19 protein-coding genes are annotated in these 23,283 nt (G+C 69.0%); 10 read left to right on the top strand and 9 right to left on the bottom strand.

Features of this window, described 5'->3' with window-relative positions; all coding sequences use genetic code 11:
- The first annotated feature begins 38 nt into the window (after positions 1–38).
- Together PHQ87_RS03980 and PHQ87_RS03975 are read left to right on the top strand one after the other, a co-directional pair.
- Positions 39–2,099 carry a molybdopterin oxidoreductase family protein gene (locus tag PHQ87_RS03980; RefSeq protein ID WP_300231506.1) on the top strand — a complete coding sequence of 687 codons (2,061 nt, stop codon included), beginning with the start codon at positions 39–41 and terminating at the stop codon, positions 2,097–2,099.
- On the top strand, positions 2,096–3,193 hold the full coding sequence (locus tag PHQ87_RS03975) for an aminopeptidase (protein ID WP_300231504.1): 1,098 nt from the start codon (positions 2,096–2,098) through the stop codon (positions 3,191–3,193). The genes PHQ87_RS03980 and PHQ87_RS03975 overlap by 4 nt, the downstream gene beginning before the upstream one ends.
- 20 nt (positions 3,194–3,213) lie before the next feature.
- Here PHQ87_RS03975 and PHQ87_RS03970 read toward each other — a convergent pair whose 3' ends face one another.
- From PHQ87_RS03970 to PHQ87_RS03960, 3 genes are all read right to left on the bottom strand, one after another.
- Positions 3,214–4,896, bottom strand: a complete 1,683-nt coding sequence (locus PHQ87_RS03970; protein WP_300231502.1) for a long-chain-fatty-acid--CoA ligase — start codon at positions 4,894–4,896, stop codon at positions 3,214–3,216.
- 201 nt (positions 4,897–5,097) lie between these two features.
- Positions 5,098–6,516, bottom strand: coding sequence for a Re/Si-specific NAD(P)(+) transhydrogenase subunit beta (gene pntB, locus PHQ87_RS03965; protein WP_300231500.1), 1,419 nt, complete (start codon positions 6,514–6,516; stop codon positions 5,098–5,100).
- Positions 6,517–6,550: 34 nt separating this feature from the next.
- Positions 6,551–8,176, bottom strand: a complete 1,626-nt coding sequence (locus tag PHQ87_RS03960; RefSeq protein WP_300231498.1) for a Re/Si-specific NAD(P)(+) transhydrogenase subunit alpha — start codon at positions 8,174–8,176, stop codon at positions 6,551–6,553.
- A gap of 359 nt (positions 8,177–8,535) precedes the next feature.
- Here PHQ87_RS03960 and PHQ87_RS03955 point away from each other — a divergent pair, with 359 nt between their 5' ends.
- Positions 8,536–9,021 carry an NUDIX hydrolase gene (locus tag PHQ87_RS03955; protein ID WP_300231519.1) on the top strand — a complete coding sequence of 162 codons (486 nt, stop codon included), beginning with the start codon at positions 8,536–8,538 and terminating at the stop codon, positions 9,019–9,021.
- Positions 9,022–9,037: 16 nt separating this feature from the next.
- On the opposite strand, the gene arfB is transcribed toward PHQ87_RS03955, so the two are convergent.
- On the bottom strand, positions 9,038–9,448 hold the full coding sequence (gene arfB, locus PHQ87_RS03950) for an alternative ribosome rescue aminoacyl-tRNA hydrolase ArfB (RefSeq protein WP_300231496.1): 411 nt from the start codon (positions 9,446–9,448) through the stop codon (positions 9,038–9,040).
- Positions 9,449–9,536: 88 nt separating this feature from the next.
- Positions 9,537–10,361, bottom strand: coding sequence for a class III extradiol ring-cleavage dioxygenase (locus PHQ87_RS03945; RefSeq protein ID WP_300231494.1), 825 nt, complete (start codon positions 10,359–10,361; stop codon positions 9,537–9,539).
- A gap of 129 nt (positions 10,362–10,490) precedes the next feature.
- Here PHQ87_RS03945 and PHQ87_RS03940 point away from each other — a divergent pair, with 129 nt between their 5' ends.
- The 5 genes from PHQ87_RS03940 to sulP all read left to right on the top strand — a co-directional run bounded on the left by PHQ87_RS03940 (position 10,491) and on the right by sulP (position 17,099).
- Positions 10,491–11,390: a LysR family transcriptional regulator gene (locus PHQ87_RS03940; RefSeq protein WP_300231492.1), complete on the top strand. Its 900-nt coding sequence runs from the start codon at positions 10,491–10,493 to the stop codon at positions 11,388–11,390.
- 103 nt (positions 11,391–11,493) lie between these two features.
- Complete coding sequence (locus tag PHQ87_RS03935; RefSeq protein ID WP_300231490.1) at positions 11,494–12,612, top strand: carboxynorspermidine decarboxylase; 1,119 nt, start codon at positions 11,494–11,496, stop codon at positions 12,610–12,612.
- Positions 12,613–12,701: 89 nt separating this feature from the next.
- Positions 12,702–13,946, top strand: coding sequence for a saccharopine dehydrogenase family protein (locus PHQ87_RS03930; protein WP_300231488.1), 1,245 nt, complete (start codon positions 12,702–12,704; stop codon positions 13,944–13,946).
- Positions 13,947–14,130: 184 nt separating this feature from the next.
- Positions 14,131–15,348 carry a tRNA 2-thiouridine(34) synthase MnmA gene (gene mnmA, locus PHQ87_RS03925; RefSeq protein ID WP_300231486.1) on the top strand — a complete coding sequence of 406 codons (1,218 nt, stop codon included), beginning with the start codon at positions 14,131–14,133 and terminating at the stop codon, positions 15,346–15,348.
- The gene (gene sulP / locus PHQ87_RS03920) at positions 15,345–17,099 is read left to right on the top strand and encodes a sulfate permease (protein ID WP_300231484.1); all 1,755 of its coding nucleotides are present in this window, start codon (positions 15,345–15,347) and stop codon (positions 17,097–17,099) included. The genes mnmA and sulP overlap by 4 nt, the downstream gene beginning before the upstream one ends.
- Positions 17,100–17,152: 53 nt before the next feature.
- On the opposite strand, the gene PHQ87_RS03915 is transcribed toward sulP, so the two are convergent.
- Entirely contained in the window at positions 17,153–17,818 is a 666-nt protein-coding gene (locus PHQ87_RS03915; protein WP_300231482.1) for a hypothetical protein, read from the bottom strand.
- 437 nt (positions 17,819–18,255) lie between these two features.
- Between PHQ87_RS03915 and PHQ87_RS03910 the strand changes: the two genes are divergently transcribed.
- A complete protein-coding gene (locus tag PHQ87_RS03910) occupies positions 18,256–19,578 on the top strand; it encodes a sigma-54-dependent Fis family transcriptional regulator (RefSeq protein WP_300231480.1) in 1,323 nt (440 codons plus the stop codon).
- Positions 19,579–19,602: 24 nt separating this feature from the next.
- Here the strand turns inward: PHQ87_RS03910 and PHQ87_RS03905 are convergent, their stop codons facing one another.
- Positions 19,603–20,922: a DUF3422 domain-containing protein gene (locus tag PHQ87_RS03905; RefSeq protein ID WP_300231477.1), complete on the bottom strand. Its 1,320-nt coding sequence runs from the start codon at positions 20,920–20,922 to the stop codon at positions 19,603–19,605.
- Between the two features lie 59 nt (positions 20,923–20,981).
- A complete protein-coding gene (gene ssb, locus PHQ87_RS03900) occupies positions 20,982–21,479 on the bottom strand; it encodes a single-stranded DNA-binding protein (protein ID WP_300231475.1) in 498 nt (165 codons plus the stop codon).
- A 132-nt stretch (positions 21,480–21,611) separates the two neighbouring features.
- Between ssb and PHQ87_RS03895 the strand changes: the two genes are divergently transcribed.
- Positions 21,612–22,973 carry a chloride channel protein gene (locus PHQ87_RS03895; protein WP_300231473.1) on the top strand — a complete coding sequence of 454 codons (1,362 nt, stop codon included), beginning with the start codon at positions 21,612–21,614 and terminating at the stop codon, positions 22,971–22,973.
- A gap of 51 nt (positions 22,974–23,024) precedes the next feature.
- On the opposite strand, the gene PHQ87_RS03890 is transcribed toward PHQ87_RS03895, so the two are convergent.
- A partial coding sequence (locus PHQ87_RS03890) for an MFS transporter (RefSeq protein WP_300231470.1) occupies positions 23,025–23,283 on the bottom strand: 259 nt, incomplete at its 5' end.

Genomic DNA, 23,283 nt, shown 5'->3' with positions numbered 1-23,283 from the left:
AGGGAACAATTTGCAACAATACCAGCAGATCCGACACGATGCATCTCCCGATTAACACGAACGAACCCCACTCGCCTGTTCGTGGAGCCTGCCCGCACGACTGCCCGGACACCTGCGCCCTGCTGACCACGGTGGACAACGGCCGCGCCATACGGGTGCAGGGCAACCCCGGGCACCGGCACACCGACGGTGCCCTGTGCACCAAGGTCTCGCGCTACCCCGAGCGCACCTACCATCCCGAACGCATCCTCACGCCCCTGCGTCGCACGGGCCCCAAGGGCAGCGGCCGCTTCGAACCCGTGGACTGGGAAACCGCCCTGGACGAGATCGCCGCGCGCCTGGGTGCCATCGCCGCGCGCGACCCCGAGGCCATCCTGCCCTACAGCTACGCCGGCACCATGGGCCTGGTGCAGTCCGAAGGCATGGCGGCGCGGTTTTTCCACCGGCTGGGCGCCTCGCTGCTGGATCGCACGATCTGTGCCACCGCCGGCGGCGAGGCCATGACCCACACGCTGGGCGGCAAGATCGGGATGAAGGTGGAGCATTTCGCCGAGTCCAGACTGATCCTGATCTGGGGCAGCAACTCGATTGCCAGCAACCTGCACTTCTGGCGCCTGGCGCAGCAGGCCAAGCGCAACGGCGCACGGCTGGTGTGCGTCGACCCGCGCCGCACCGAGACCGCCGACAAGTGCCACGAGCACATCGCGCTGCGCCCGGGCACCGACGCGGCGCTGGCGCTGGCGCTCATGCACGAGCTGATCGTCCACGATTGGCTGGACCACGACTACATCGCGCGCCACACGCTGGGCTGGCCGGCGCTGCGCGAACGCGCGCTGCAGTGGCCGCCGGCACGGGCGGCCGGGGTCTGCGGCGTGCCGGTCGAACAGATCGAACGGCTGGCGCGCGACTGGGGCACCACCGCCCCGGCGGCCATCCGCGTCAACTACGGCGTGCAACGCGTGCGCGGCGGCGGCAACGCGGTGCGCGCCATCGCCTGCCTGCCGGCGCTGACGGGTGCCTGGCGCCACCGCGCCGGCGGCGTGCTGCTGTCCTCGTCGGGCCATTTCCCGGTGCGCCGCGCGGCGCTGCACCGGCCCGACCTGCTGGCCGATCGCACGCCGCGCACCATCAACATGGTGACCATCGGCGACGACCTGCTGCGCGAGACCTCGCCCGGCTTCGGCCCGCGCATCGAGGCACTCGTGGTCTACAACAGCAACCCGGTGGCCGTGGCCCCCGAATCGGCCAAGGTGGTGCGCGGCTTCGCGCGCGAGGACCTGTTCACCGTGGTGCTGGAGCACTTCCAGACCGACACCGCCGACTATGCCGACCTCATCCTGCCGGCCACCACGCAGCTGGAGCACTGGGACATCCACGCCAGCTACGGCCACACCGACGTGCTGCTCAACCGCCCGGCCATCGAGCCGCGGGGCCAGGCGCGCAGCAACGCCGCGATCTTCCGCGCGCTGGCCGCGCGCATGGGCTTTGACGAGCCGTGCTTCCGTGACGACGACCTCACGCTGTGCCGCACGGCCTTCGGCGACGAGGTCGATTTCGACCTGCTGCTGGCGCAGGGCTTTGCCACGCTGGACCTGCCCGAGGCGCCGTTTGCCGAAGGGGGTTTTCCGACGCCGTCGGGCAAGTGCGAGTTTTTCAGCGAGCGCCTGGCGCGCCAGGGCCTGGACGGCCTGCCCGACCACCTGCCCAACCACGAGCCGGCCGGCACCGACCCGCGCCATCCGCTGGCGATGATCTCGCCGCCGGCACGCAACTTCCTCAACTCCAGCTTCGTCAATGTGAAGAGCCTGCGTGACATCGAGGGCGAACCGCTGCTGGAGATCCACGCCAGCGACGCCGAGCCGCGCGGCATCCAGGACGGCCGGATGGTGCGCGTGTTCAACGCGCGCGGCGAGTACCGCTGCAAGGCCCGTGTGAGTGAGCGCGCCCGGCCCGGCGTCGTCAACGGTCTGGGCATCTGGTGGCGCAAGCTCGGCCCCGACGGCACCAACGTCAACGAGCTGACCAGCCAGCGCCTGACCGACCTGGGCCGCGGCCCGGTGTTCTACGACTGTCTGGTGGAGGTGGCGGCGTGCCCATGAGCCGATCCCGCGTCACGCGCCGACGCCCGGCCGTGCTGCTGCTTTGCGCGGTGGTGTGGCTGGTGCTGCCCGGCTGCACCAGCCGACTCACCGGTCCGGGCTACTACTGGCAGTCGATCACCGGTCACCTGGCGTTGATGAACGCCGCGCGCCCGCTCGACGACTGGCTGCACGACCCCGCCACGCCCGGGCCGCTGCGCGAGCGCCTGCAGACCGCGCGCGAGATCCGCCGCTATGCCGCCGACGTGCTGCAACTGCCCGACAACGCCAGCTACACACGCTATGCCGACCTCGGCCGACGCGCCGCGGTCTACAACGTGGTCGCGGCACCCGAGTTCTCGCTGCAGTTGCGGCAGTGGTGCTTTCCGGTGACCGGCTGCATCGGCTACCGCGGCTACTTCGACGAGGCCGACGCGCAGGACTACGCGGCGTGGCTGGCCAGCGAAGGCGAGGTCGCGATCTATCCCGTGCCGGCCTATTCGACCCTGGGCTGGACCAACTGGCTCGGCGGCGACCCGCTGCTCAACACCTTCATCGGCTACCCCGAGGGCGAGCTGGCGCGGCTGATCTTCCACGAACTGGCGCACCAGCAGCTTTACGTGCGCGACGACACCAGCTTCAACGAATCCTTCGCCACCGCCGTCGAGCGGCTGGGTGGCGCGCGCTGGCTGCGCGAGCGCGCCAGCGACGACGCCCGCCAGGCGTTCGACCAGTTCCAGCAGCGCCGTCTGGCCTTCCGCGAGCTCACCAGCCACACGCGCGCGCAACTGGCGGCGCTGTACGACACCCCCGGCCTGGCCGACGCCGGGCGCCGTGCACGGAAGGCCGCGATCATGGACGGATTTCGTGCCAGCTACGCGCGGCTGCGCGAGCGCTGGGGCAGTTGGCCCGGCTACGACCGCTGGGTCGCGCAGGCCAACAACGCCCTGTTCGGCGCGCAGGCCGCCTACGACGAATGGGTACCCGCCTTCGAGGCGCTGTTCGAGCGCGAGGGCCGCGACTTCGCGCGCTTTTACACCGCCGCGCGCCAGCTCGCCGGCCTGCCCGCCGAAGAAAGAAAAGCCGCCCTGACAGCGCTGCTGCCGGGCGGCTAGCCCACAGGGCCCGTGCGCGCTCAGCCGCGCAGCTCGCGCCGCAGGATCTTGCCCACCGGCGTCTTGGGCAGCTCGGTGCGGAACTCGATCACCTTGGGCTGCTTGTAGCCGGTGAGGTTGGCCTTGCAGAACTCGCGCACCTGCGCCTCGGTCAGCGACGGGTCCTTCTTGACGATGACCAGCTTGACGGCCTCGCCCGACTTCTCGTCGGGCACTCCCACCACGGCGCATTCGAGCACGCCGGGCATCGTGGCGACCACGTCCTCGACCTCGTTGGGATAGACGTTGAAGCCGCTGACCAGCACCATGTCCTTCTTGCGGTCGACGATCTTGAAGTAGCCGCGCTCGTCCATGATGCCGATGTCGCCGGACTTGAAGTAACCGTCCGCCATCATGACCTTGGCGGTCTCGTCCGGGCGCTGCCAGTAGCCGGCCATCACCTGCGGGCCCTTGATGGCGATTTCGCCGGGCTGGCCCACCGGCACTTCGTTGCCGTCGTCGTCGATGCACTTCATCCAGGTGTTGGGCAGCGGCACGCCGATGGTGCCCGTGAACTCGGTATTGGTCACCGGGTTGCAACTGGCCGACGGGCTGGTTTCCGACAGGCCGTAGCCTTCGCAGATCGGGCAGCCGGTTTTTTCCAGCCAGAGCTTGGCGACCGCCCCCTGGACCGCCATGCCGCCACCCACCGACACCTTGAGGTGGCTCCAGTCCACGGTGTTGAAGTCCGGGTGGTTGGCCAGACCGTTGAACAGCGTGTTCACGGCCGGGAAGCTGTGAAAGCGCTGCTTGGACAGTTCCTTGAGCACGGCCGGCAGGTCACGCGGGTTGGGGATCAGGATCATCTTGCCCCCCGTGCGCAGACCCAGGATCATGTTCACCGTGAAGGCGAAGATGTGATAGAGCGGCAGCGCGCAGATGCTGGTGGACTGCTCGTCGGCCGGCACCTTCTTCATGACCGGGTCGTTCCACGCCTCGGACTGCAAGGCATTGGCGATGATGTTCCGGTGCAGCAGCACGGCCCCCTTGGACACACCGGTGGTACCACCGGTGTACTGCAGCAGGGCCACGTCGTCGGGCTGCAGGTCGGGGCGCTTGAAGCTGCCCCGGGCGCCGCGGGCAATCGCCTCGTTGAAGCGCACCGCCTGTGGCAGCTTGTACGCCGGCACCATTTTCTTGACGTTGCGCACCACGTAGTTGACGATGGCCCCCTTGAGCAGGCCGAGCATGTCACCCATGGCCGCCAGCACCACGTGCTTGACGGGTGTGTGCGCGATGCACTGCTCCAGCGTGTGGGCGAAGTTCTCGATGATGACGATGGCCGTCGCCCCCGAGTCCTTGAGCTGGTGCTCCAGCTCGCGCGCGGTGTACAGCGGATTGACGTTCACCACCACATAGCCGGCGCGCAGGATGCCCGCGACCACCACCGGGTACTGCGGCACGTTGGGCATCATGATCGCCACGCGATCGCCCTTGGCCAGACCCAGGCTCTGCAGGTAGGCGGCGAAGGCCTGCGAGAGGCTGTCGGTCTGGGCGTAGGACGTTTCCTTGCCCATGAAGCTGAAGGCCGGACGTGTCGCGTACTTGGCAAAGCTTTCTTCCATCAGATGGACCAGCGAAGGGTACTGGTCGACATCGATGTCCGCGGGTACGCCCTCCGGGTAGGCACTGAGCCAGGGGCGGTCTGCCGTTGCTGCAGTCATTCGGGTCTCCGTTGGTGATATCTGGCCTGCCATCTCTGGCAACCGGTGGCCGACAATTGTGACAGCCCACGGTCTGCCAGGGGACTATGTATTACCCTGACCTGACACCCGCCTTCCCTGCGAATCGAAATTCCATGCCGAGTCGATGCTACAGAAACAGCAGTGTCGGCAGACCGGGAAACGGGCACCAGACCACCTCGTTCAGCCCTTGAGCGCCGCCAGCACTTCGTCGAGCATTTTCTTGGCATCGCCAAACAGCATGCGGTTGTTGTCCTTGTAGAACAGCGGGTTGTCCACGCCGGCGTAGCCCGATGCCATGGAGCGCTTCATCACGATGGAGGTGCGCGCCTTCCAGACCTCCAGCACCGGCATGCCGGCAATCGGGCTGGACGGATCGTCCTGGGCCGCCGGATTCACGATGTCGTTGGCACCGATGACGATGGCCACGTCGGTATCGGGGAAGTCGTCGTTGAGCTCGTCCATCTCGAACACGATGTCGTACGGCACCTTGGCCTCGGCCAGCAGCACGTTCATGTGCCCGGGCATGCGGCCGGCCACCGGGTGGATGCCGAAGCGCACGTTCACACCCTTCTCGCGCAGGGTCTGCGTGATCTCGAACACCGTGTGCTGCGCCTGCGCGACCGCCATGCCATAGCCCGGGACGATGATCACGTTCTTGGCTTCGCGCAGCATCTCGGCGGCTTCGGCGGCACTCACGGGCACCACCTCGCCCTGGGGCTCGGCGGCGGCACCACCGGCCGCGGCGGCGGGCTTGCCGCCACCACTGCCGAAGCCGCCGGCGATCACGCTGATGAAATTGCGGTTCATCGCGTTGCACATGATGTAGCTGAGGATGGCGCCCGAGGAGCCCACCAGCGCACCGGTCACGATCAGCAGGTCGTTGCTGAGCATGAAGCCCGTGGCAGCCGCGGCCCAGCCCGAGTAGCTGTTGAGCATGGACACCACCACCGGCATGTCGGCACCGCCGATGGCCATCACCATGTGGATGCCGAACAGCAGCGCGATCACCGTCATCACCACCAGCGGCAGCATGCCGGACTGCACGTCGGGCGCGTTGAGGAACGCGCGGCCGAACCAGATCACCACCAGCAGCGCGGCCAGGTTGAGCCAGTGGCGCGCGGGCAGCAGCAGGGGCTTGCCGCCGATCCGGCCATTGAGCTTGCCGAAGGCGATCAGCGAGCCGCTGAAGGTGACGGCACCGATCAGGATGCCGACGTAGATCTCCACCTCGTGGATGGTCTTTTCCGCGCCTTCGAGCGGCAGCGAGGTGTCGACATAGCTGGCGAAACCCACCAGGCAGGCGGCCAGGCCCACCAGGCTGTGCATGAGCGCGACCAGTTCGGGCATCTGGGTCATCTTCACGACCTTGGCCGCGTACAGGCCGATGGCACCGCCGATGACCAGCGCACCGACGATCCAGGCGATGCCCGATGGGCTGACGCCGGGGCCGAATACCGTGGCCAGCACGGCCAGGGCCATGCCGATCATGCCGAACAGGTTGCCGCGGCGCGAGGTTTCGGGGTTGGACAGCCCGCCCAGGCTGAGGATGAACAGGATGGCGGCGCCGAGGTACGCCACCGTGGTAAGGCTTTGGGACATGATCGTCTTCTCTCTCTCTGTCTTCTCGTTGTTGTTATTTGCGGAACATGGCGAGCATGCGGCGCGTGACGGCGAAGCCCCCGAACATGTTGACGGCCGTGAGCACGAGGGCGGCGAAGGCCAGCCAGAGGATCAGGCCATCGGGCCGGCCCAGACTGCCGGCCGCCGGCGGCGCAATCTGCACCAGCGCACCAATGGCGATGATGCTGGAGATGGCGTTGGTCACGCTCATCAGCGGCGTGTGCAGCGCGGGCGTGACGTTCCACACCACCATGTAGCCGATGAAGCAGGCCAGCACGAACACCGTGAAGTGGCCCAGGAAGGCCGCGGGTGCGTAGGCGCCGACGAACCAGAAGGCCAGCGCGCCCACGGCAAAGATGATGGCCAGGGTCCGGGCCGGCAGCGGCCCGGTGCTGCCGTGGCCATGGCTTCCGCCCTTTTTCTCGGCCACCGCGGCGGCGGGCTTGGGCGCCGGCCGGGGCGCGGCAGGCGCCAGCGGCGGCGCCGGCCAGGTGATCTCGCCGTCCTTGATGACCGTCAGGCCGCGGATCGCGTCGTCGTCCATGTTGACGTGGATGACGCCGTCCTTGGTCTTGCACAGCTCCTCGCTCAGGCGGAACAGGTTGGTCGCGTACAGCGTGGACGATTGCCGGGCCATGCGCGAGGCCAGATCGGTGTAGCCGATGATGGTCACGCCGTGGCGGACCACCGCCTCGCCCGGCACGGTGAGCTCGCAGTTGCCGCCCTGTTCGGCGGCCATGTCCACGATCACGCTGCCGGGCTTCATGCTGCGGACCATCTCGGCGGTGATCAGGCGGGGCGCCGGCTTGCCCGGGATCAGCGCTGTGGTGATGATGATGTCAACCTCGCGCGCCTGCTGCGCATACATGTCGCGCTGCGCGGCCTGGAAGCCTTCGCTCATCACCTTGGCGTAGCCGCCACCGCCCGAGCCCTCTTCCTCGTAGTCCACCTTGACGAACTCGCCGCCGAGCGAGACGACCTGGTCGGCCACCTCCGCGCGCGTGTCATTGGCACGCACGATGGCACCCAGGCTGGCGGCGGCACCGATGGCGGCCAGACCGGCCACGCCGGCGCCGGCGATGAAGACCTTGGCCGGCGGCACCTTGCCCGCGGCCGTGATCTGGCCGTTGAAGAAGCGGCCGAAGGCATTGGCCGCCTCGATCACCGCGCGGTAGCCGCTGACACCGGCCGTCGAGGTCAGCGCATCCATCTTCTGCGCCCGGCTGAGCGTGCGCGGCAGGCAGTCAATGGCCAGCACCGTGACCTTCTTCGCGGCGAGCTGCTCCATCAGCGCCGGGTTCTGCGCTGGCCAGACGAAGCCGATCAGCGTCTGGCCTTCGTGCATCAGCGCCACCTCGTCCGGGGTGGGCGGGCGCACCTTGAAAACGATGTCGCAACCACTCCACAACTCGGTGGCGGAAGCGGCAATGTCGGCACCGGCCTCACGGTAGTCGTCGTCACCGATGTCGGCCTGTGCGCCGGCGCCGGCTTGCACCACCACACCAAAGCCCAGTTTGACCAGTTTGGTCACCACATCGGGCACGGTGGCGACACGTTTTTCGCCAGGAAAGGTTTCACGCGGCACGCCAATGCGTTGTGGCGTGGGTGCGGCAGTCTCGGTCGATGCACCGGAAGTCATGGGCAGGTCCTCAGCTCAATACAGGGTTTTCAAAACAAGGGATCGGGGGGTTTCGGGCGGCCACGGCCGGGGGCCGTCCGGGAGGCGCACGCGAGGGCCGTCACTGACGTGAGGGCAATACAAAGCTGGCCCGCCGCGCGCGCGGCGGGAGTGCCCGTTGGCATGTCGGTCTCCTCGCTCGGGTCATTGAAAGATTGGTGTCAGCTTACCCCAAAGCACGGCCATGGCCGGATCGGGTCAACCCTGTCAGAAAGTCCTTGGGTGACAATGGTTTGCAGCCGATGACGGGCAGGCGCCCGCACCGGATTTTTGCACAGCATTGGTGCTTATTGATATTTATATTTCATAACGTGAGAGTTTTGGACATGCGATGGAAACCCAACGTCACCGTGGCAGCCATCATCGAGCGCGAGGGCCGCTTCCTCCTGGTGGAAGAGCACACGCCGGAAGGCCTGCGGCTGAACAACCCCGCCGGGCACCTGGAGCCGGGCGAGAGCCCCGAGCAGGCCGTGGTGCGCGAAGCGCTGGAAGAGACGGCCCATGCGTTCACCCCCACCGGTCTGGTCGGTGTCTATCTGTCGCGCTTCCAGCGACCGGCCTCCGGCGAGGACATCACCTACCTTCGCCTGGCGTTCGCTGGCGAGCTGGGGGCTGCGGAGCCCGGCCGCCCACTGGACGACGGCATCGTGCGCACGGTGTGGATGACGCCCGACGAGGTGAGAGCCAGCGTCGACCGGCACCGCAGCCCGCTGGTGCTGCGCTGCATCGAGGACCACCTGGCGGGGCAACGGTATCCGCTCGGGCTGCTGGTCACCGACGCCTCCGTGATCAGCCCCCGCGCCTGAACCACTGCCGTCCCGCTCAAGGCTCCCGCACCCGCCCGCGCATCTGCTTGATCTGCGCACGCGCGGCCTTGCCTTCGAGCCGGCGCTGGCGCGACGCGCGCGTGGGCCGTGTGGGCTTGCGCGCCAGGGGCACGTGCGCCGCCGCATCCACCAGCGCCTGCAGGCGGGCCATGGCCTCCGCCTTGTTCTGCTCCAGGCTGCGGCTGCCCTGCGCCTTGATGACGATCACGCCGGCACTGCTCAGGCGCCGGTCGCCGCGCGCCAGCAGGCGCGCCTTGACGGCATCGGGCAGCGAGGACGCGGCGACGTCGAAGCGCAGGTGCACGGCATTGGACACCTTGTTCACGTTCTGCCCGCCCGCGCCCTGGGCGCGGATGGCGGTGAACCCGACTTCGGCGGGATCGATGGTGACGGCGGCGCGGCGCATGCGTGCAGTATGCGGCAGGTGGCTGCCGGTCAGCCAGCGCCGCCGGCCCTGGCCGGGCGGCCCGGTGACCGCGCGGCCACCGCCGCCATCATGCCGCCACCGCGCCGGTGGCGGGCACGCCGGCTGACGGCACCTGGCCGAAAGCAAAGCCGTCCATGGCCAGCACGCCATGCTCGATGCCGCCCTTGATCAGCCGGGTCGGCGCATCGGCACCGGCCGCGCCGGCAGCCACCACCAGGGGCCAGTAGTGTTCGGGCGTGGGATGGGCGCGGTGGCCGTGGGGCGCCTCGTCGATGGCGTGGCGCAGCGCGGCATGCCGGCCATGGGCCACGGCCTCGCCGATCCAGGCCGCAAACTCGCTGGCGTAGTCGGCCGCTTCGGGTTCGTGCCAGGCCACCTCGTACAGGTTGTGCGTCAGGCTGCCCGAGCCGACGATGAGCACGCCCTCGTCGGCCAGCGGTGCCAGGGCCTGGCCCAGCGCGTAGGCGCTGTCGCCATCCAGGCGCGCCGGCAGCGAAACCTGAAACACCGGCACGTCGGCCTGCGGATACAGGTGCAGCAGCGGCACCCAGGCACCGTGGTCGAGCCCACGCCCGGGGTGCGACCGGGCCTCCCAGCCGGCGGCGCTCAACAGCTCGAGCGCGCGCTGGGCCAGCGCGGGGTGGCCCGGCGCGGGGTAGCGCAGGCGGTACAGGGCCGGGGCGAACCCCCCGAAGTCGTGGATGGTCTCCGGCGCGGCCGCCGTCGATACGACCGGTTGCGCCGTCATCCAGTGCGGCGACACCACCAGCACGGCCCGGGGGCGCGGCAGTTCACGGCCCAGGGCCGTCAGCGCCGGTCCGGCCAGACCCGGCTCCAGCGCGAAGGTGGGCGAGCCGTGGGAAACAAACAGGCTGGGCAGACGGCTGCTCATGGAGAACTCCTTTCTGGTGTCCGGGGGCAGATGCGGTACGCCCCGATGCCTCCAATGTAGGCGCCGTTGGCCAGGAAATAAACCGCTGCCAACGGCATGGATTGTCCCGAATATCGAGATAATGAAGCCATGGATCGCCTGCAAGCCATTCAGAGTTTCATCGCGGTGGTGGAGGCCGGCAGCTTCGTCGCGGCCGCCGAAGCCCTGGGTCAGTCCAAGGCCGCCGTGTCGCGCCACGTGCAGGAGCTGGAGGCCCACCTGGGCACCCGGCTGCTGCACCGCACGACGCGGCGGCTGTCACTCACGCCCGAGGGCCGCCTGTTCCACGCCCGCGGCCAGGGTCTGCTGGCCGACCTGGCCGACGCCGAGGCCGAAGTCAGCGCCCGCAGCGCCCAGGCCGTGGGCACGGTGCGCGTCAATGCCCCGGTGACCTTCGGTCATCTGCACCTGGCGCCGCTGTGGGCCGATTTCGAGCAGCGCCACCCGCGGGTGCGGCTGGAGGTGACGCTGTCCGACCGCATGGTGGACCTGGTGGACGAAGGCTTCGATCTGGCCATCCGGATCGCGCGGCTGGGCGCATCGTCGCTGGTGAGCCGACCGCTGTCGTCCACCCGCATGGTGCTGTGCGCATCGCCCGCCTACCTGGCACGCCACGGCGAGCCCACGCACCCGAGCGAGCTGGCCGGACACACCATCTGGGCCTACAGCGGCTTCTCCATGGGCGACGAATGGCCATTCGACGGCCCCGAAGGCCCGGTGGTGGCCACCGTGCACCCCACCCTGCGCAGCAACAGCGGCGAAACCTGCCGTATCGGCGCCCTGCGGGGCCACGCCATCGTGCTGCAGCCCAGCTTCCTCGTCGGGCAGGACCTGCTGGACGGATCGCTGGTGGAGCTCATGCCCGCGTACCGCTCGGTGCGGCTGGGCATCCATGCGGTGTACCCCTCGCGCAAGCACCTGCCCTCCAAGGTCCGGCTGCTGGTGGACCACCTGGCGGCGGCATTTCACACGGCGCGGTGGCCGGATTGACCGCGGCCACCGGCCCGCTTGCCGGGTCCTGACACGGGGGGCGCCCGGCCGTTGAAACCCCTTCGGTACCGGATTGTCATCCGGCATGGGGATAATCCCCGGTATGTCCCAGTCCCGCTTGCCCACCCCCCACTACCTGATCGACAAGTCCCGCCTGCTGCCCAACCTGGAAAAAATGGCCTGGCTGCGCCAGGCGTCGGGCGCCAAGTCACTGCTGGCACTCAAGTGCTTTGCCGCCTGGTCGGTGTTCGACTTCATGGCCCAGTACATGGATGGCACCACGAGCTCGTCGCTGTACGAGGTGCGTCTGGGCCAGGAAAAGTTCCCCGGCGAAACCCACGCCTACTCGGTGGCCTGGGCCGACCACGAGATCGGCGAGGTGCTGGGTTACAGCGACAAGATCATCTTCAATACCCTCGGACAGTTGCGCCGCTTCGAGGACGCCTCGCGCGGCAAGGTGCGCGGCCTGCGCGTGAACCCGGGCGTGAGCTCGTCCAGCTTCGACCTGGCCGACCCGGCACGGCCGTTTTCCCGTCTGGGCGAACACGATCCGGCGGCCATTGAACGCGCACTCGGCGAGATCGGCGGCATCAGCGGTTTCATGTTCCACAACAACTGCGAGAACGCCAGCCTGGAGCGCTTCAGCGCCATGCTCGACCACATTGAACAGCGCTTCGGCCACCTGATCCGGCGCATGGACTGGATCAGCCTGGGCGGCGGCATCTCGTTCACCCTGCCCGACTACCCGCTGGCCGCCTTCGCCGAACGCCTCAAGCGCTTTGCCGGCGAACACGGCGTGCAGGTCTATCTGGAGCCGGGCGAGGCCGCCGTCCACGACTCGACCACGCTGGAAGTGACGGTGCTCGACACCTTGAACAATGGCAAGGACCTCGCCATTGTGGACAGTTCCATCGAGGCCCATATGCTCGATCTGCTGGTGTACCGCTACCCCGGCCGCATCCAGCCCAACACCGGCGCGCACCAGTGGATGGTGTGCGGCAAGTCCTGCCTGGCCGGCGACATCTTCGGCGAGTTCCGCTTCGAGCGGCCGCTGCAGGTGGGTGACCGTCTCTCGATCGAGGACGCGGCGGCCTACACCATGGTCAAGAAAAACTGGTTCAACGGCGTGAAGATGCCGTCGATCGCGGTGCGCGAGCTCGATGGCAGCGTGCGCCTGGTGCGCGAGTTCGGCTACGCCGATTTCGCCGCCGCGCTGTCCTGACACCCCTGCGGCCGAAGCCCCCGTCCTCGGACGGGGTGGCCTGCTTTTCTGTTCAACCCACCTCCGACGAAAGAAAGGATTTCGACGACATGAAGCGCAATGTGCTCATCATCGGCGCCGGCGGCGTGGCTCATGTGGCGGCGCACAAGTGTGCGCAACACAACGATGTGCTGGGCGACATCCACATCGCCTCGCGCAAGATCGCCAAGTGCGAGGCCATCATCGCCAGCGTGCATGACAAGGGCAGCCTCAAGGACCCGGCCGGTAGGCTGCAGGCACACACCATCGACGCCATGGACAGCGCCGCCGTGGCCGAGCTGATCCGCCGCACCGGCGCCAAGATCGTCATCAACCTGGGCAGCGCCTTTGTGAACATGAGCGTGCTCGAGGCCTGCATCACCGTGGGTGACGTGGCCTACATGGACACGGCCATCCACGAGGATCCGCTGAAGGTCTGCGAGCCCGCGCCCTGGTACGCCAACCACGAGTGGAAGCGCCGCGAGCGCTGCGCCGAGGCCGGCGTCACGGCCATCCTGGGGGTGGGCTTCGACCCCGGCGTGGTCAACGCCTACGCGCGCCTGGCCGAGGACCGCTTCGTCGACGAGATCCGCAGCATCGACATCATCGACATCAACGCCGGCAGCCACGGGCACTGGTTCGCCACCAACTTCGACCCCGAGGTCAACTTCCGCGAGTTCACCGGCACCGTGCTGTCGTGGCAGAAGGGCCGGTGGCAGGAAAACCGGATGTTCGAGGTGGGCCACACCTGGGACCTGCCGGTGGTCGGCCCGCACAAGGCCTACCTGACCGGGCACGACGAGCTGCACTCGCTGGCCCAGCGCTACCCGCAGGCCGACCTGCGTTTCTGGATGGGCTTCGGCGAGCACTACATCAACGTGTTCACAGTGCTCAACAAGCTGGGCCTGCTGTCCGAACAGCCGGTGACCACCGCCGAGGGGCTGGAAGTGGTGCCGCTGAAGGTGGTCAAGGCCGTGCTGCCCGACCCGGCCAGCCTGGCACCCAGCTACACCGGCAAGACCTGCATCGGCGACCTGGTCAAGGGCACGAAGAACGGACAGGAGACCGAGGTGTTCATCTACAACGTGGCCGACCACGCCGAGGCCTATGCCGAGGTGGGCAGCCAGGGCATCTCGTACACCGCGGGCGTGCCGCCGGTGGCCGCGGCGCTGCTGATCGCCCGTGGCGCCTGGGACACCCGGCACATGGTGAACGTGGAAGAGCTGGACCCGGCACCGTTCCTCACGCTGATGGACGGCATGGGCCTGCCCACCCGCGTGCGCGACGCGCTGGGCGACCGCCCCTGGAACCAGTGACGGGTACGCTCGCGCGCTGATCCGGGCTGCCGGACTTGCACCGCCTCTTCCACGGATGGACGGGACAAGGCTGTGGACAAGTTCTGGGCACGTGGAAAAACTCCCTGCCACGCCAGCACTTGGGCTGGATTGCTCAGCAAATGGGCAGTCCACGCCCGCGGCGGTGGCGCGAGATAATCCCCCCATGACGAGCAGCAAGCAACGTGTGGTGGTGGGTCTGAGCGGCGGGGTGGACTCCGCGGTCAGCGCGTACCTGCTCAAGCAGCAGGGCCACGAGGTCATCGGCATCTTCATGAAGAACTGGGAGGATGACGACGACAGCGAGTACTGCTCCAGCCGGCAGGACTGGCTGGACGCGGCCAGCGTGGCCGACGTGATCGGCATCGACATCGAGCACGTCAACTTCGCCGCCGAGTACAAGGATCGGGTCTTTGCCGAGTTCCTGCGCGAGTACCAGGCCGGGCGCACGCCCAACCCGGACATCCTGTGCAACGCCGAGATCAAGTTCAAGGCCTTCCTCGACCACGCCATGCGCCTGGGCGCGGAGAAGATCGCCACCGGGCATTACGCCCGTGTCCGCTGCGTCGCAGCGGACACGGGCGAGCCCATTAGGCAGGATGGACCATCACGCGCGACCGCGCGTGATGGCGCCCGCGTGCGCTATGAACTGCTCAAGGGGCTGGACCCGCTCAAGGACCAGAGCTACTTCCTGCACCGGCTGGACCAGGCGCAACTGTCCAGGACCATGTTTCCCGTCGGCGAGCTGCCCAAGACCGAGGTGCGCCGCATCGCCGCCGAGATCGGCCTGCCCAACGCCAAGAAGAAGGACTCGACGGGCATCTGCTTCATCGGCGAGCGGCCGTTCCGCGACTTCCTCAACCGCTACATCTCCCGGGAGCCGGGTCCCATCAAGAGCCCCGACGGGCGCACCATCGGCCAGCACGTGGGCCTGAGCTTCTACACCCTGGGCCAGCGCCAGGGGCTGGGCATCGGCGGCGTCAAGGCCAAGGGCGCGCAAAAGGGCGGCAGCGAGCACGAGCCCTGGTTCGTCGCGCGCAAGGACCTGGACAAGAACATCCTCTGGGTCGTGCAGGGGCACGACCACCCCTGGCTGCTCTCGCCCAGCCTGCACGCCGAGGACGTGAGCTGGGTGGCGGGCGAGCCGCCCGCGCCCGGGCGCCTGGCGGCGAAGACGCGTTACCGCCAGGCCGATGCGCCCTGCACCTTCGAGGCCGACGGCGGCGGCTTCACGCTGCGCTTCGACGAGGCGCAATGGGCGGTGACCCCTGGCCAGAGCGCGGTGCTCTACGACGGCGAGGTCTGCCTGGGCGGCGGCGTGATCACCAGCGACGCCTTCCACCTGCCCGGTGAAACCTTTGCGGTGCCGGCACACGCCGCATGAGGCCCGCGCTGCGGCACTGGTTTCCCATCCTCGCCTGGGGGCGGCGCTACAGCCGCCCGCTGTTCGCACAGGACCTGACCTCCGCGGCGGTGGTCACGCTGCTGCTCATCCCGCAGGGCCTGGCCTACGCCATGCTGGCCGGCATGCCCGCCGTCACCGGCCTGTACGCCAGCATGCTGCCGCCCGTCATCTATGCGCTGATGGGCACGAGCACGGTGCTGGCGGTGGGGCCGGCCGCGCTGCGCTCCATCATGTCGCTGGCCGCGGTTGGCACGGTGGCCGCCGCGGGCACGCCGGAATTCATCGCGGCGAGCGCGCTGCTGGCGCTGCTGGTCGGCGCCATGCTGCTGCTCATGGGTGCGCTGCGCATGGGCTTCGTGGCCGGCTTCCTGAGCCATCCGGTGCTCTCGGGCTTCGTCACCGCCTCGGGTCTGCTGATCGGCATGAGCCAGGCCTCGCACCTGCTGGGCATCCGGCTGTCCAGCGACAACCTGACGAGCTTCGCGCGCAGCCTCTGGCTGCAGCACGACCAGGTGCACGGCCTGACGCTGGCCGTCGGGCTGGGCGCCATCGTCCTGTTGTGGGCGACCAAGCGCTGGCTCAGGCGTGCCCTGCTGGCCACGGGCCTGAGCGGCACCGCAGCCGACCTGCTCACCAAGGCGGCGCCCCTGGCCATCATGGTGCTGGCCATCGTGCTGACCACCCTGGGCGGCTGGTCGCAACGTGGCCTGGCCGTGGTGGGCCAGATCCCGCAGGGCCTGCCCTCGTTCACGCTGCAGGCCTTCACCGGCATGCCCGAGGACGCGCTGCGCGCCCTGATGCTGCCGGCCCTGCTGATCGCGATGCTGACCTTCGTGGAGCAGATCTCCATCGCCCAGGGCATGGCCGCCAAGCGGCGCGAGCGCATCGACACCAGCGCCGAGATGCGCGCCATGGGTGGTGCCAACCTCGCGGCGGGCCTGACGGGCAGCTTTGCCGTCGGCACCAGTTTCTCGCGCACCATGGTGACGGCCGACAGCGGCGCACGCACGCCGGCGACCGGCATCCTGACGGCGGCCCTGCTGGCCCTGGCCGCGCTGCTGCTCACGCCCTGGCTGAGCCAGTTGCCGCTGGCGGTGCTGGCCGCGACCATCCTGCTGGCCATCGGCAGCCTGATCGACCTGCGCAGCTTCGCGCGCACCTGGCGGTTTTCACGCGCCGATTTCGCCGCCCAGGCACTGACCTTCGCCACCACGCTGCTGGTCGACCTGGTCAGCGGCCTGACGGTGGGCGTGGTCGCCTCGCTGGCGCTGCACATCTGGCAGAGCAGCCGGCCGCATATCGCCGAGGTCGGCAACGTGCCGGGCACCGAGCACTACCGCAACGTGCTGCGGCACGCGGTGATCACGCACCCGGGCATCGTGAGCCTGCGCGTGGACGGCAGCCTGTTCTTCGCCAATGCCAGCTTTCTGGAGGACCGCATCTCGGCCGAGATGGCCAACCACCCCGAGATGCGCCACCTGATCCTGCAGTGCACCGCCGTCAACGACATCGATGCCAGCGCGCTGGAGAGCCTGCGCACCATCCAGCAGCGCCTGAGCGATGCGGGCGTGCTGCTGCACCTGAGCGAGGTCAAGGGGCCGGTGATGGACCGGCTGCAACGCAGCGACTTCCTGCAGCACCTGAGCGGGCGCGTGTTCCTCACCCACCACCAGGCGGTGCTGGCACTGACGGAGCAGGCGCCGGCGGCAGGCCCGACAGACGGTCGGTGAGCTTGACGCGCCAGGCCACCTGCACCCAGAGATGCCGATGCAGGCCGGCGCGATCAGCAACGCGGCGTCGGCAATGGCCCGGGGCGATGAGGGTGCGGGTGGTCAGGGCCGGCGTGCGCCGCGAGGCGGGCCAGGTAGGCGTCACGCGAACACCGGGCAAAGTATGCATGCCAGCGCCGCTGGTCGTGCACGGTGCTGACACTGCAGCGACGCCGATACTGTCCAGGGTAAATCAGCGTGTCGTCCGGCAAGGTGAAGAGCTTCCCGGTCACGCTGTCCCACAGCAGCGCCGGATCGGCCGGCCAGCGCTGCCAGGCGCAGCCTCCCACGTCCAGCAGGCAGCCACAGAACAGCCTGTCTCCCCAAACGAAGCTCAGGCCATCGGGGGTGTGGCCGGGTGTGCGCAGCACGCGGATGATGCCCCGGCCCAGCGGCAGCCGCCCGCCATCGTCGGGCGCGCGCACCTGCGCGGCGTCGCCTCCTTGCACCACGGGCACCCCCAGACCATGCAGCGCGGCCAGTTCCGCGGGCGGCTGCGCGTCGTGGGCGTGCGTGCGCAACACCCAGCGCAGCGACAGGCGGTGTTCACCCAGCAGCGCGTGGATCAGCGGCAGGTCGCGGGACTGTGGATCGACCAGCGCGGCTTCGCGCCCGTGCGGATCGGCCAGCAGGTAGCTCAATGCGTGGCCGTGCAGCGGGCGGATGGTTCGCACCGGCATGGGCGCATCCACGCCTGCGCGCCCGGCGTCGCACACAGGGGTGGCGCGCACGCTCACGCCACCCCGCTGCCGCCCCCGCCGATCAGCAGGCGGGCGGGTGGCGGCATGTGGTGAAGCATCGGTTCGGTCATGGGATTCTCCTGGCCAGCCTGCGGCGCTCCGCCATGCCGGCAACGGGCCATTGGCACAAACGCCTGGCATTCCACCATCAAAAAGCATGCCAAGCCGGCGGCGCTGAAAAGCTTTTGAAATCAATGAATTGCACATCACTGGCAGATCACGGCCTGGCACCATCCGCCAATAACGGCAGTCGCCACGACGAAAATGTCATATGTGCCGGTACAATCCGATCATGGATACCCATGCCGGTATTCACCGATGTGAGACCACGGTGGTCGCGCCCCGCCAGCGGTGGCGCCCACCCTCCGGAGTGCCGCGTGAAACCTCTGCCCGAGCTGACGGCTTTTCTTGAAGGCCTGCCCGAACCGCACATCCTGTTTGATGCACAGTACCGCATCCTGGCGTCCAACGCGGCCTACCGGCGGCAGTTCAGTCCGCAACGCAGCGTCATCGGCCGGCACTGCTACGAGGTATCGCACCACTTCGCCGTCCCCTGCGACCACGCCGGCGAGTCCTGTCCGCTGGCCCTGTCCCGGCAGTCGGGCCAGCGCGAGCGTGTGCTGCACCTGCACCACACGCCCAGGGGCGAGGAATACGTCAACATCGAGCTGTCCCCCCTGCCGGGTGAGGACGGCCAGCCGGCCTTCTATGTCGAGAAGATGGAACCCCTGCGGGTGGCACACAGCCAGCCCGACGCACCGGGCCTGATCGGCCGCTCCCTCCCGTTCCAGCGCATGCTGGCACTGGTGGCGCGGGTGGCGCCATCGCAGGCCAGCGTGCTGCTGCTGGGGGAGTCCGGCACCGGCAAGGAACTGGTGGCGCGCGCCGTGCACCAGGCCAGCCCGCGCGCCGGCAAGGCGCTGGTCGCCGTCGACTGCTCCAGCCTGACCGAAACCCTGTTCGAGTCCGAGCTGTTCGGGCACGAGCGCGGCGCCTTCACCGGCGCCACTGCCACCAAGCCCGGCCTGGTCGAGGCGGCCAGCGGCGGCACCCTGTTCCTCGACGAAGTGGGCGACATCCCCCTGCCCATGCAGGTCAAGCTGCTGCGCCTGCTGGAGACCGGCACCTACCGCCGCGTGGGCAGCACCGAGCTGCGGCATGCCGATATCCGCGTCGTCGCGGCCACCCACCGCGACCTCGACCGCATGATGGCCGACGGGCGATTTCGCGAGGACCTGTACTACCGCCTGTGCACCTTCCCGATCGCGCTGCCCCCCTTGCGTGAGCGCGAGGGCGACATCGCCCTGCTGGCACCGGCCCTGCTCGAGCGCGTCGCCGCGCCCCGCCGGCTGCAGTTGTCGGCATCGGCCATGGCGCTGCTGCAGGTCCAGCCATTTCCCGGCAACGTCCGCGAGCTGCGCAACCTGCTGGAGCGCGCCGCGCTGCTGTGCGACGGTGACGTGGTCGATGCCACCCATGTCGAGGAGGCGATCGCCACCGGCCGCCGGCCAGGCCGCGCGCCTGCCGCCCCCCCGCTGCCCCGGTCCCCCGCCGGCACCACCGATCTGCGTTCCCTGGAACGCGACACCTTGCGTGCCCTGGTCGCGGCACACACCGGCAAGCGCGCCGAACTCGCGGCCCGGCTGGGCGTCAGTGAGCGCACACTCTACCGGAAGCTCAGGCAGTTGAAACTGGACTGATACCCGGTCGGCGCTGACCGCCGCTCAATGCCCCGCGTGCAGCGTCGCGTGGATGCGCCGGATCATGCGCCACACGCCCAGCAGCACCAGCGGGATCATGGCGCCCGCCATCAGCTCGGGATGCACCGGCAGACCGGCCGCCTTGCCGGCCTTGGCCACGTACAGGATCAGGCTGACCACGTAGTAAGAAATGGCCGCGATCGACAGGCCCTCGACCGTGCTTTGCAGACGCAACTGCAATGCCTGCCCCCGGGTCAGACGCTCGAGCAGTTGCTGGTTCTGGCCTTCGGTGGCGATGTCCACCCGGGTGCGCAGCAGCGCGCTGGTGCGCGTGATGCGGTCCGACAACGAGGCCAGGCGCCGCGCCGACGCCTCCACCGTGGCCATGGCCGGCGACAGCCGCCGTTGCATGAATTCACCGATGGTCTGCGTGCCATGGATGGGCTGTTCGCGCAACTCGGCGATGCGCTGGTTGACCAGAGCGTGGTAGGCCCGCGTGGCCGCGAAGCGGTAGGCGTGTTCGGCGGTCGCGCGCTCGACCCCGGCGGCCAGCGACACCAGCGTGTCGAGCAGCGCCTGGTCGGATGCGCTCTTGTCTTCCATCTGCGCCGTGATGCCGGCCAGCCTGCGCTCGTCCTCGGCCAGCTTCGGCCCGAGCCGTTTGGCCACCGGCAGGCCTCGCAGCGCCATCAGGCGGTACGTCTCCAGCTCCAGCAAACGCCCCGAGATGCGTCCGACGCGGGTCTCCGGGGTGCCTGGCGGGGCGATCACCAGCATGCGCTCGAACCCGCTGTCGCGCAGCATGAAGTCGGTGACCACGATGGAATGGCCCCGATTGCCCATGAGCGAGGCCACGACCGGGTGTTCGCCAAGCCAGGTACGGGCCTGGGCCAGACAGGCCTGGGGTTGCGCCACATCGCCCTCCAGCATGGCCAGCTTGATCGCCGCCAGGGTCTGGCCCGGGATGCCGGCCAGCCAGTCCGGCGGCAGCGCCAGATGGGGCAGCAGCGCGGGGTCGCGCTGCCCCAGGCCCGCGCCCGCGGGCATGGCCTGCACGATGGAATAACGCGTGAACTCGGTATGGCGCTCCCATTTGAGCGTGGCGCCGGGCAGGCGCAGGCGCACGAAGCTGCCCTGAAGGTCATCGGGCGTCAGCCCCGCCTGCCCCGGCAGACGGCGCAGGTGCTCGCACTCCTGTTCGCGGCTCACCCCCTCGTGGATCACCGCCACATAGGTCACCAGCGCCGGCAGGCGGATCCGGGCGGGTGGGCGTGCATGTACCTCGTCGTGCAGTTGGCGACGCAGCGGTTCATCGGCGGGCAACAGGCGCGCGGGAGTGTCCATGCAGCGGGGGGATCGTCCCACGCCGCGGCGTCATCCGCACGGCGCGGGGCGTGTTGGAATCAGAACGGGATATCGTCGTCCATGTCGTCGAAGCCACTGGGCTGACGCGCGGGTGCGGGTGCGGGGGCCGGCGCCGGGGCCGGCCGGGCAGCGGGTGCCGCTGCGCGCGGGGCCGCTGCCGGTCGGCCGTAACCCCCGCCACCGCCCTCATCGCCACCACCCTGGCGGCCGCCGAGCAGCTGCATTTCGCTGGCGATGATGTCGGTGGCGCTCTTTTCGATGCCGTCCTTGTCGGTGTACTTGCGGTAGGACAGGCGGCCTTCGACGTAGATGGGGGTACCTTTCTTCACGTACTCACCCACGACTTCGGCCAGCCGGTCGAAGAACGTGACGCGGTGCCACTGGGTGTCTTCGACGAATTCGCCGGAGTTGCGGTCCTTGCGGCGGCTGGACGTGGCGAGCGTCACGTTGGCCACCGCCTGACCCGAGGGCAGATAGCGGATTTCGGGGTCACGGCCGCAGTTGCCGACGAGAATGACTTTGTTGACGGATGCCATGAACGGTTCCTTGCAGGTGTATCGAGATAAACGGGTGCTGCGGCGGACGAAGCCGGACCGATCTGGCCGATTGTGCCCGATGCGCCTGTCCACCCCAAGGGGAGTGCCACAATTAGCGTAATCACCCCATCCATGTCCCGCGACCCCGATTTCCTCCGCCACCTGCAGGACGAGCTGTCCGACGGCCGCGCCTGGCTCGACCGCAGCATCGTGCTGGCCTACGCCGCCGCCGCGGGGCTGTGCGTCGTCCTGTTCACGCTGATGACGCACACGGCCTTCGAGTGGTTCGAATGGCTGCATGGTGCCGCGCCCTGGGCCGTGCTGGTCTGGACGCCGCTGGTCACCGCCTTTGTCGTCTGGGCCACACGCAGGTTCGTGCCCGGCGCGGCGGGCTCGGGCATTCCGCAAGTCATGGCGGCACTGGACCCGGCGCTACCGGCCGACAGCCGGCCACGCTTCGTGTCCCTGAAGCTGACCGCGGGCAAGATGCTGCTGGGCGCCACCGCCCTGCTGGGCGGTCTGTCGGCCGGGCGTGAAGGCCCTTCGGTACAGGTGGCTGCCGGCGTGATGCACAACGCCCGCCACTGGCTGCGGCCCGGCTCGGCCATGAACGAGCGCGCGCTGCTGGTCGCCGGCGGTGCCGCCGGCATGGCGGCCGCGTTCAATGCCCCGCTGGCGGGCATCGTGTTCGCCATCGAGGAGCTGTCCAAGCGCCTGGAAGCGCGCAACAACGGCCTGATCATCGCCGCCATCGTGCTGGCCGGCCTGGTCGGCACCTCGGTGTTCGGCAACCTGACCTACTTCGGCGCCATCAGTGTGCCGAGCCTGAGCTGGGGATCGCTGTTGCCCGGCCTGCTGGTGGCCGTGCTCTGCGGCGTGCTCGGGGGCCTGTTTGCGCGCCTGCTGGCCGCGTCGATGGCCGGCATGCCCGACCGGCTCAGCGCCCTGCGCCGACGCGCGCCCATCCGCTTTGCCGCCCTGTGCGGCCTGGCGGTGGCCGTGCTCGGCCTGGCATCCGGAGGAGCCACCTTCGGTGGCGGCGAGCAGCAGGTGCGCCACATGCTGGCCGGCGACAGTGACGTCTCGCACCTGTATGTGCTGCTCAAGTTCATGGCCACCTGGATCACGAGCTGGAGCGGTGTGCCCGGCGGCATCTTCGCGCCCTCGCTGTCCATCGGCGCCGGCGTGGGGCACGACGTGGCCCAGCTCGTGGCCGGCCACAACCTGAGCGCCCTCGCCCCGAGCCTGATCGCCATTGGCATGGCCAGCTTCCTGGCCGCCACCACACAGGCGCCGCTGACCTCGTTCATCATCGTGATGGAGATGATCGACGGCCGCCCCATGGTGCTGAGCCTGATGGCCTCGGCCATGCTCGCCAGCCTGATTTCGCGCATGATCAGTCGGCCGCTCTACGGCACCCTCGCGGAGATGATGCTCCGGCAAGCGACCGCCCGCCCCCGCAGCGCACCGCCCCCGGCCACCGACGGGCACTGAAGAGCGCCCGTCGTCCGTCGTTGCGGGTGCCTTGCCGCGCCCGGTGCCGGCTCAGTGGCCAGACCCCGCTGCGCCGGTCCGCGCCGGGGCCTGCATCGGCCAGGCCACGAGCAGCCACAACAGGGTCAGTGCGGCACAAGCCATGAAGAGCCCCGAGGCACCATGGGCGCGCACCAGCCAGCCGCCGGCCGCGCCGCCGACGAAAAATCCAACCGACTGCAGGGTGTTGTAGATCCCCAGCGACGCGCCGCGCGCGTAGGCCGGCGCCAGCCTCGAGACCAGGCTGGGCTGGGTGGCCTCCAGCGTGTTG

The organism is Hydrogenophaga sp. (assembly GCF_028698005.1).
In the GTDB taxonomy this organism is placed as follows: Bacteria; Pseudomonadota; Gammaproteobacteria; order Burkholderiales; family Burkholderiaceae_C; genus Hydrogenophaga.
The sequence above is the reverse complement of the archived record's forward strand: the minus strand, read 5'-3'. Positions and strand labels throughout refer to the sequence as shown.

Bases quoted from the DNA above. Each gene is read 5' to 3' on its own strand.
- PHQ87_RS03980 (WP_300231506.1), top strand. From the start codon at position 39: ATGCATCTCCCGATTAACACGAACGAACCCCACTCGCCTGTTCGTGGA.
- PHQ87_RS03975 (WP_300231504.1), top strand. From the start codon at position 2,096: ATGAGCCGATCCCGCGTCACGCGCCGACGCCCGGCCGTGCTGCTGCTT.
- PHQ87_RS03970 (WP_300231502.1), bottom strand. From the start codon at position 4,896: ATGACTGCAGCAACGGCAGACCGCCCCTGGCTCAGTGCCTACCCGGAG.
- pntB (WP_300231500.1), bottom strand. From the start codon at position 6,516: ATGTCCCAAAGCCTTACCACGGTGGCGTACCTCGGCGCCGCCATCCTG.
- PHQ87_RS03960 (WP_300231498.1), bottom strand. From the start codon at position 8,176: ATGACTTCCGGTGCATCGACCGAGACTGCCGCACCCACGCCACAACGC.
- arfB (WP_300231496.1), bottom strand. From the start codon at position 9,448: ATGCGCCGCGCCGCCGTCACCATCGATCCCGCCGAAGTCGGGTTCACC.
- PHQ87_RS03945 (WP_300231494.1), bottom strand. From the start codon at position 10,361: ATGAGCAGCCGTCTGCCCAGCCTGTTTGTTTCCCACGGCTCGCCCACC.
- PHQ87_RS03940 (WP_300231492.1), top strand. From the start codon at position 10,491: ATGGATCGCCTGCAAGCCATTCAGAGTTTCATCGCGGTGGTGGAGGCC.
- PHQ87_RS03935 (WP_300231490.1), top strand. From the start codon at position 11,494: ATGTCCCAGTCCCGCTTGCCCACCCCCCACTACCTGATCGACAAGTCC.
- PHQ87_RS03930 (WP_300231488.1), top strand. From the start codon at position 12,702: ATGAAGCGCAATGTGCTCATCATCGGCGCCGGCGGCGTGGCTCATGTG.
- mnmA (WP_300231486.1), top strand. From the start codon at position 14,131: ATGACGAGCAGCAAGCAACGTGTGGTGGTGGGTCTGAGCGGCGGGGTG.
- sulP (WP_300231484.1), top strand. From the start codon at position 15,345: ATGAGGCCCGCGCTGCGGCACTGGTTTCCCATCCTCGCCTGGGGGCGG.
- PHQ87_RS03915 (WP_300231482.1), bottom strand. From the start codon at position 17,818: ATGCCGGTGCGAACCATCCGCCCGCTGCACGGCCACGCATTGAGCTAC.
- PHQ87_RS03905 (WP_300231477.1), bottom strand. From the start codon at position 20,922: ATGGACACTCCCGCGCGCCTGTTGCCCGCCGATGAACCGCTGCGTCGC.
- ssb (WP_300231475.1), bottom strand. From the start codon at position 21,479: ATGGCATCCGTCAACAAAGTCATTCTCGTCGGCAACTGCGGCCGTGAC.
- PHQ87_RS03895 (WP_300231473.1), top strand. From the start codon at position 21,612: ATGTCCCGCGACCCCGATTTCCTCCGCCACCTGCAGGACGAGCTGTCC.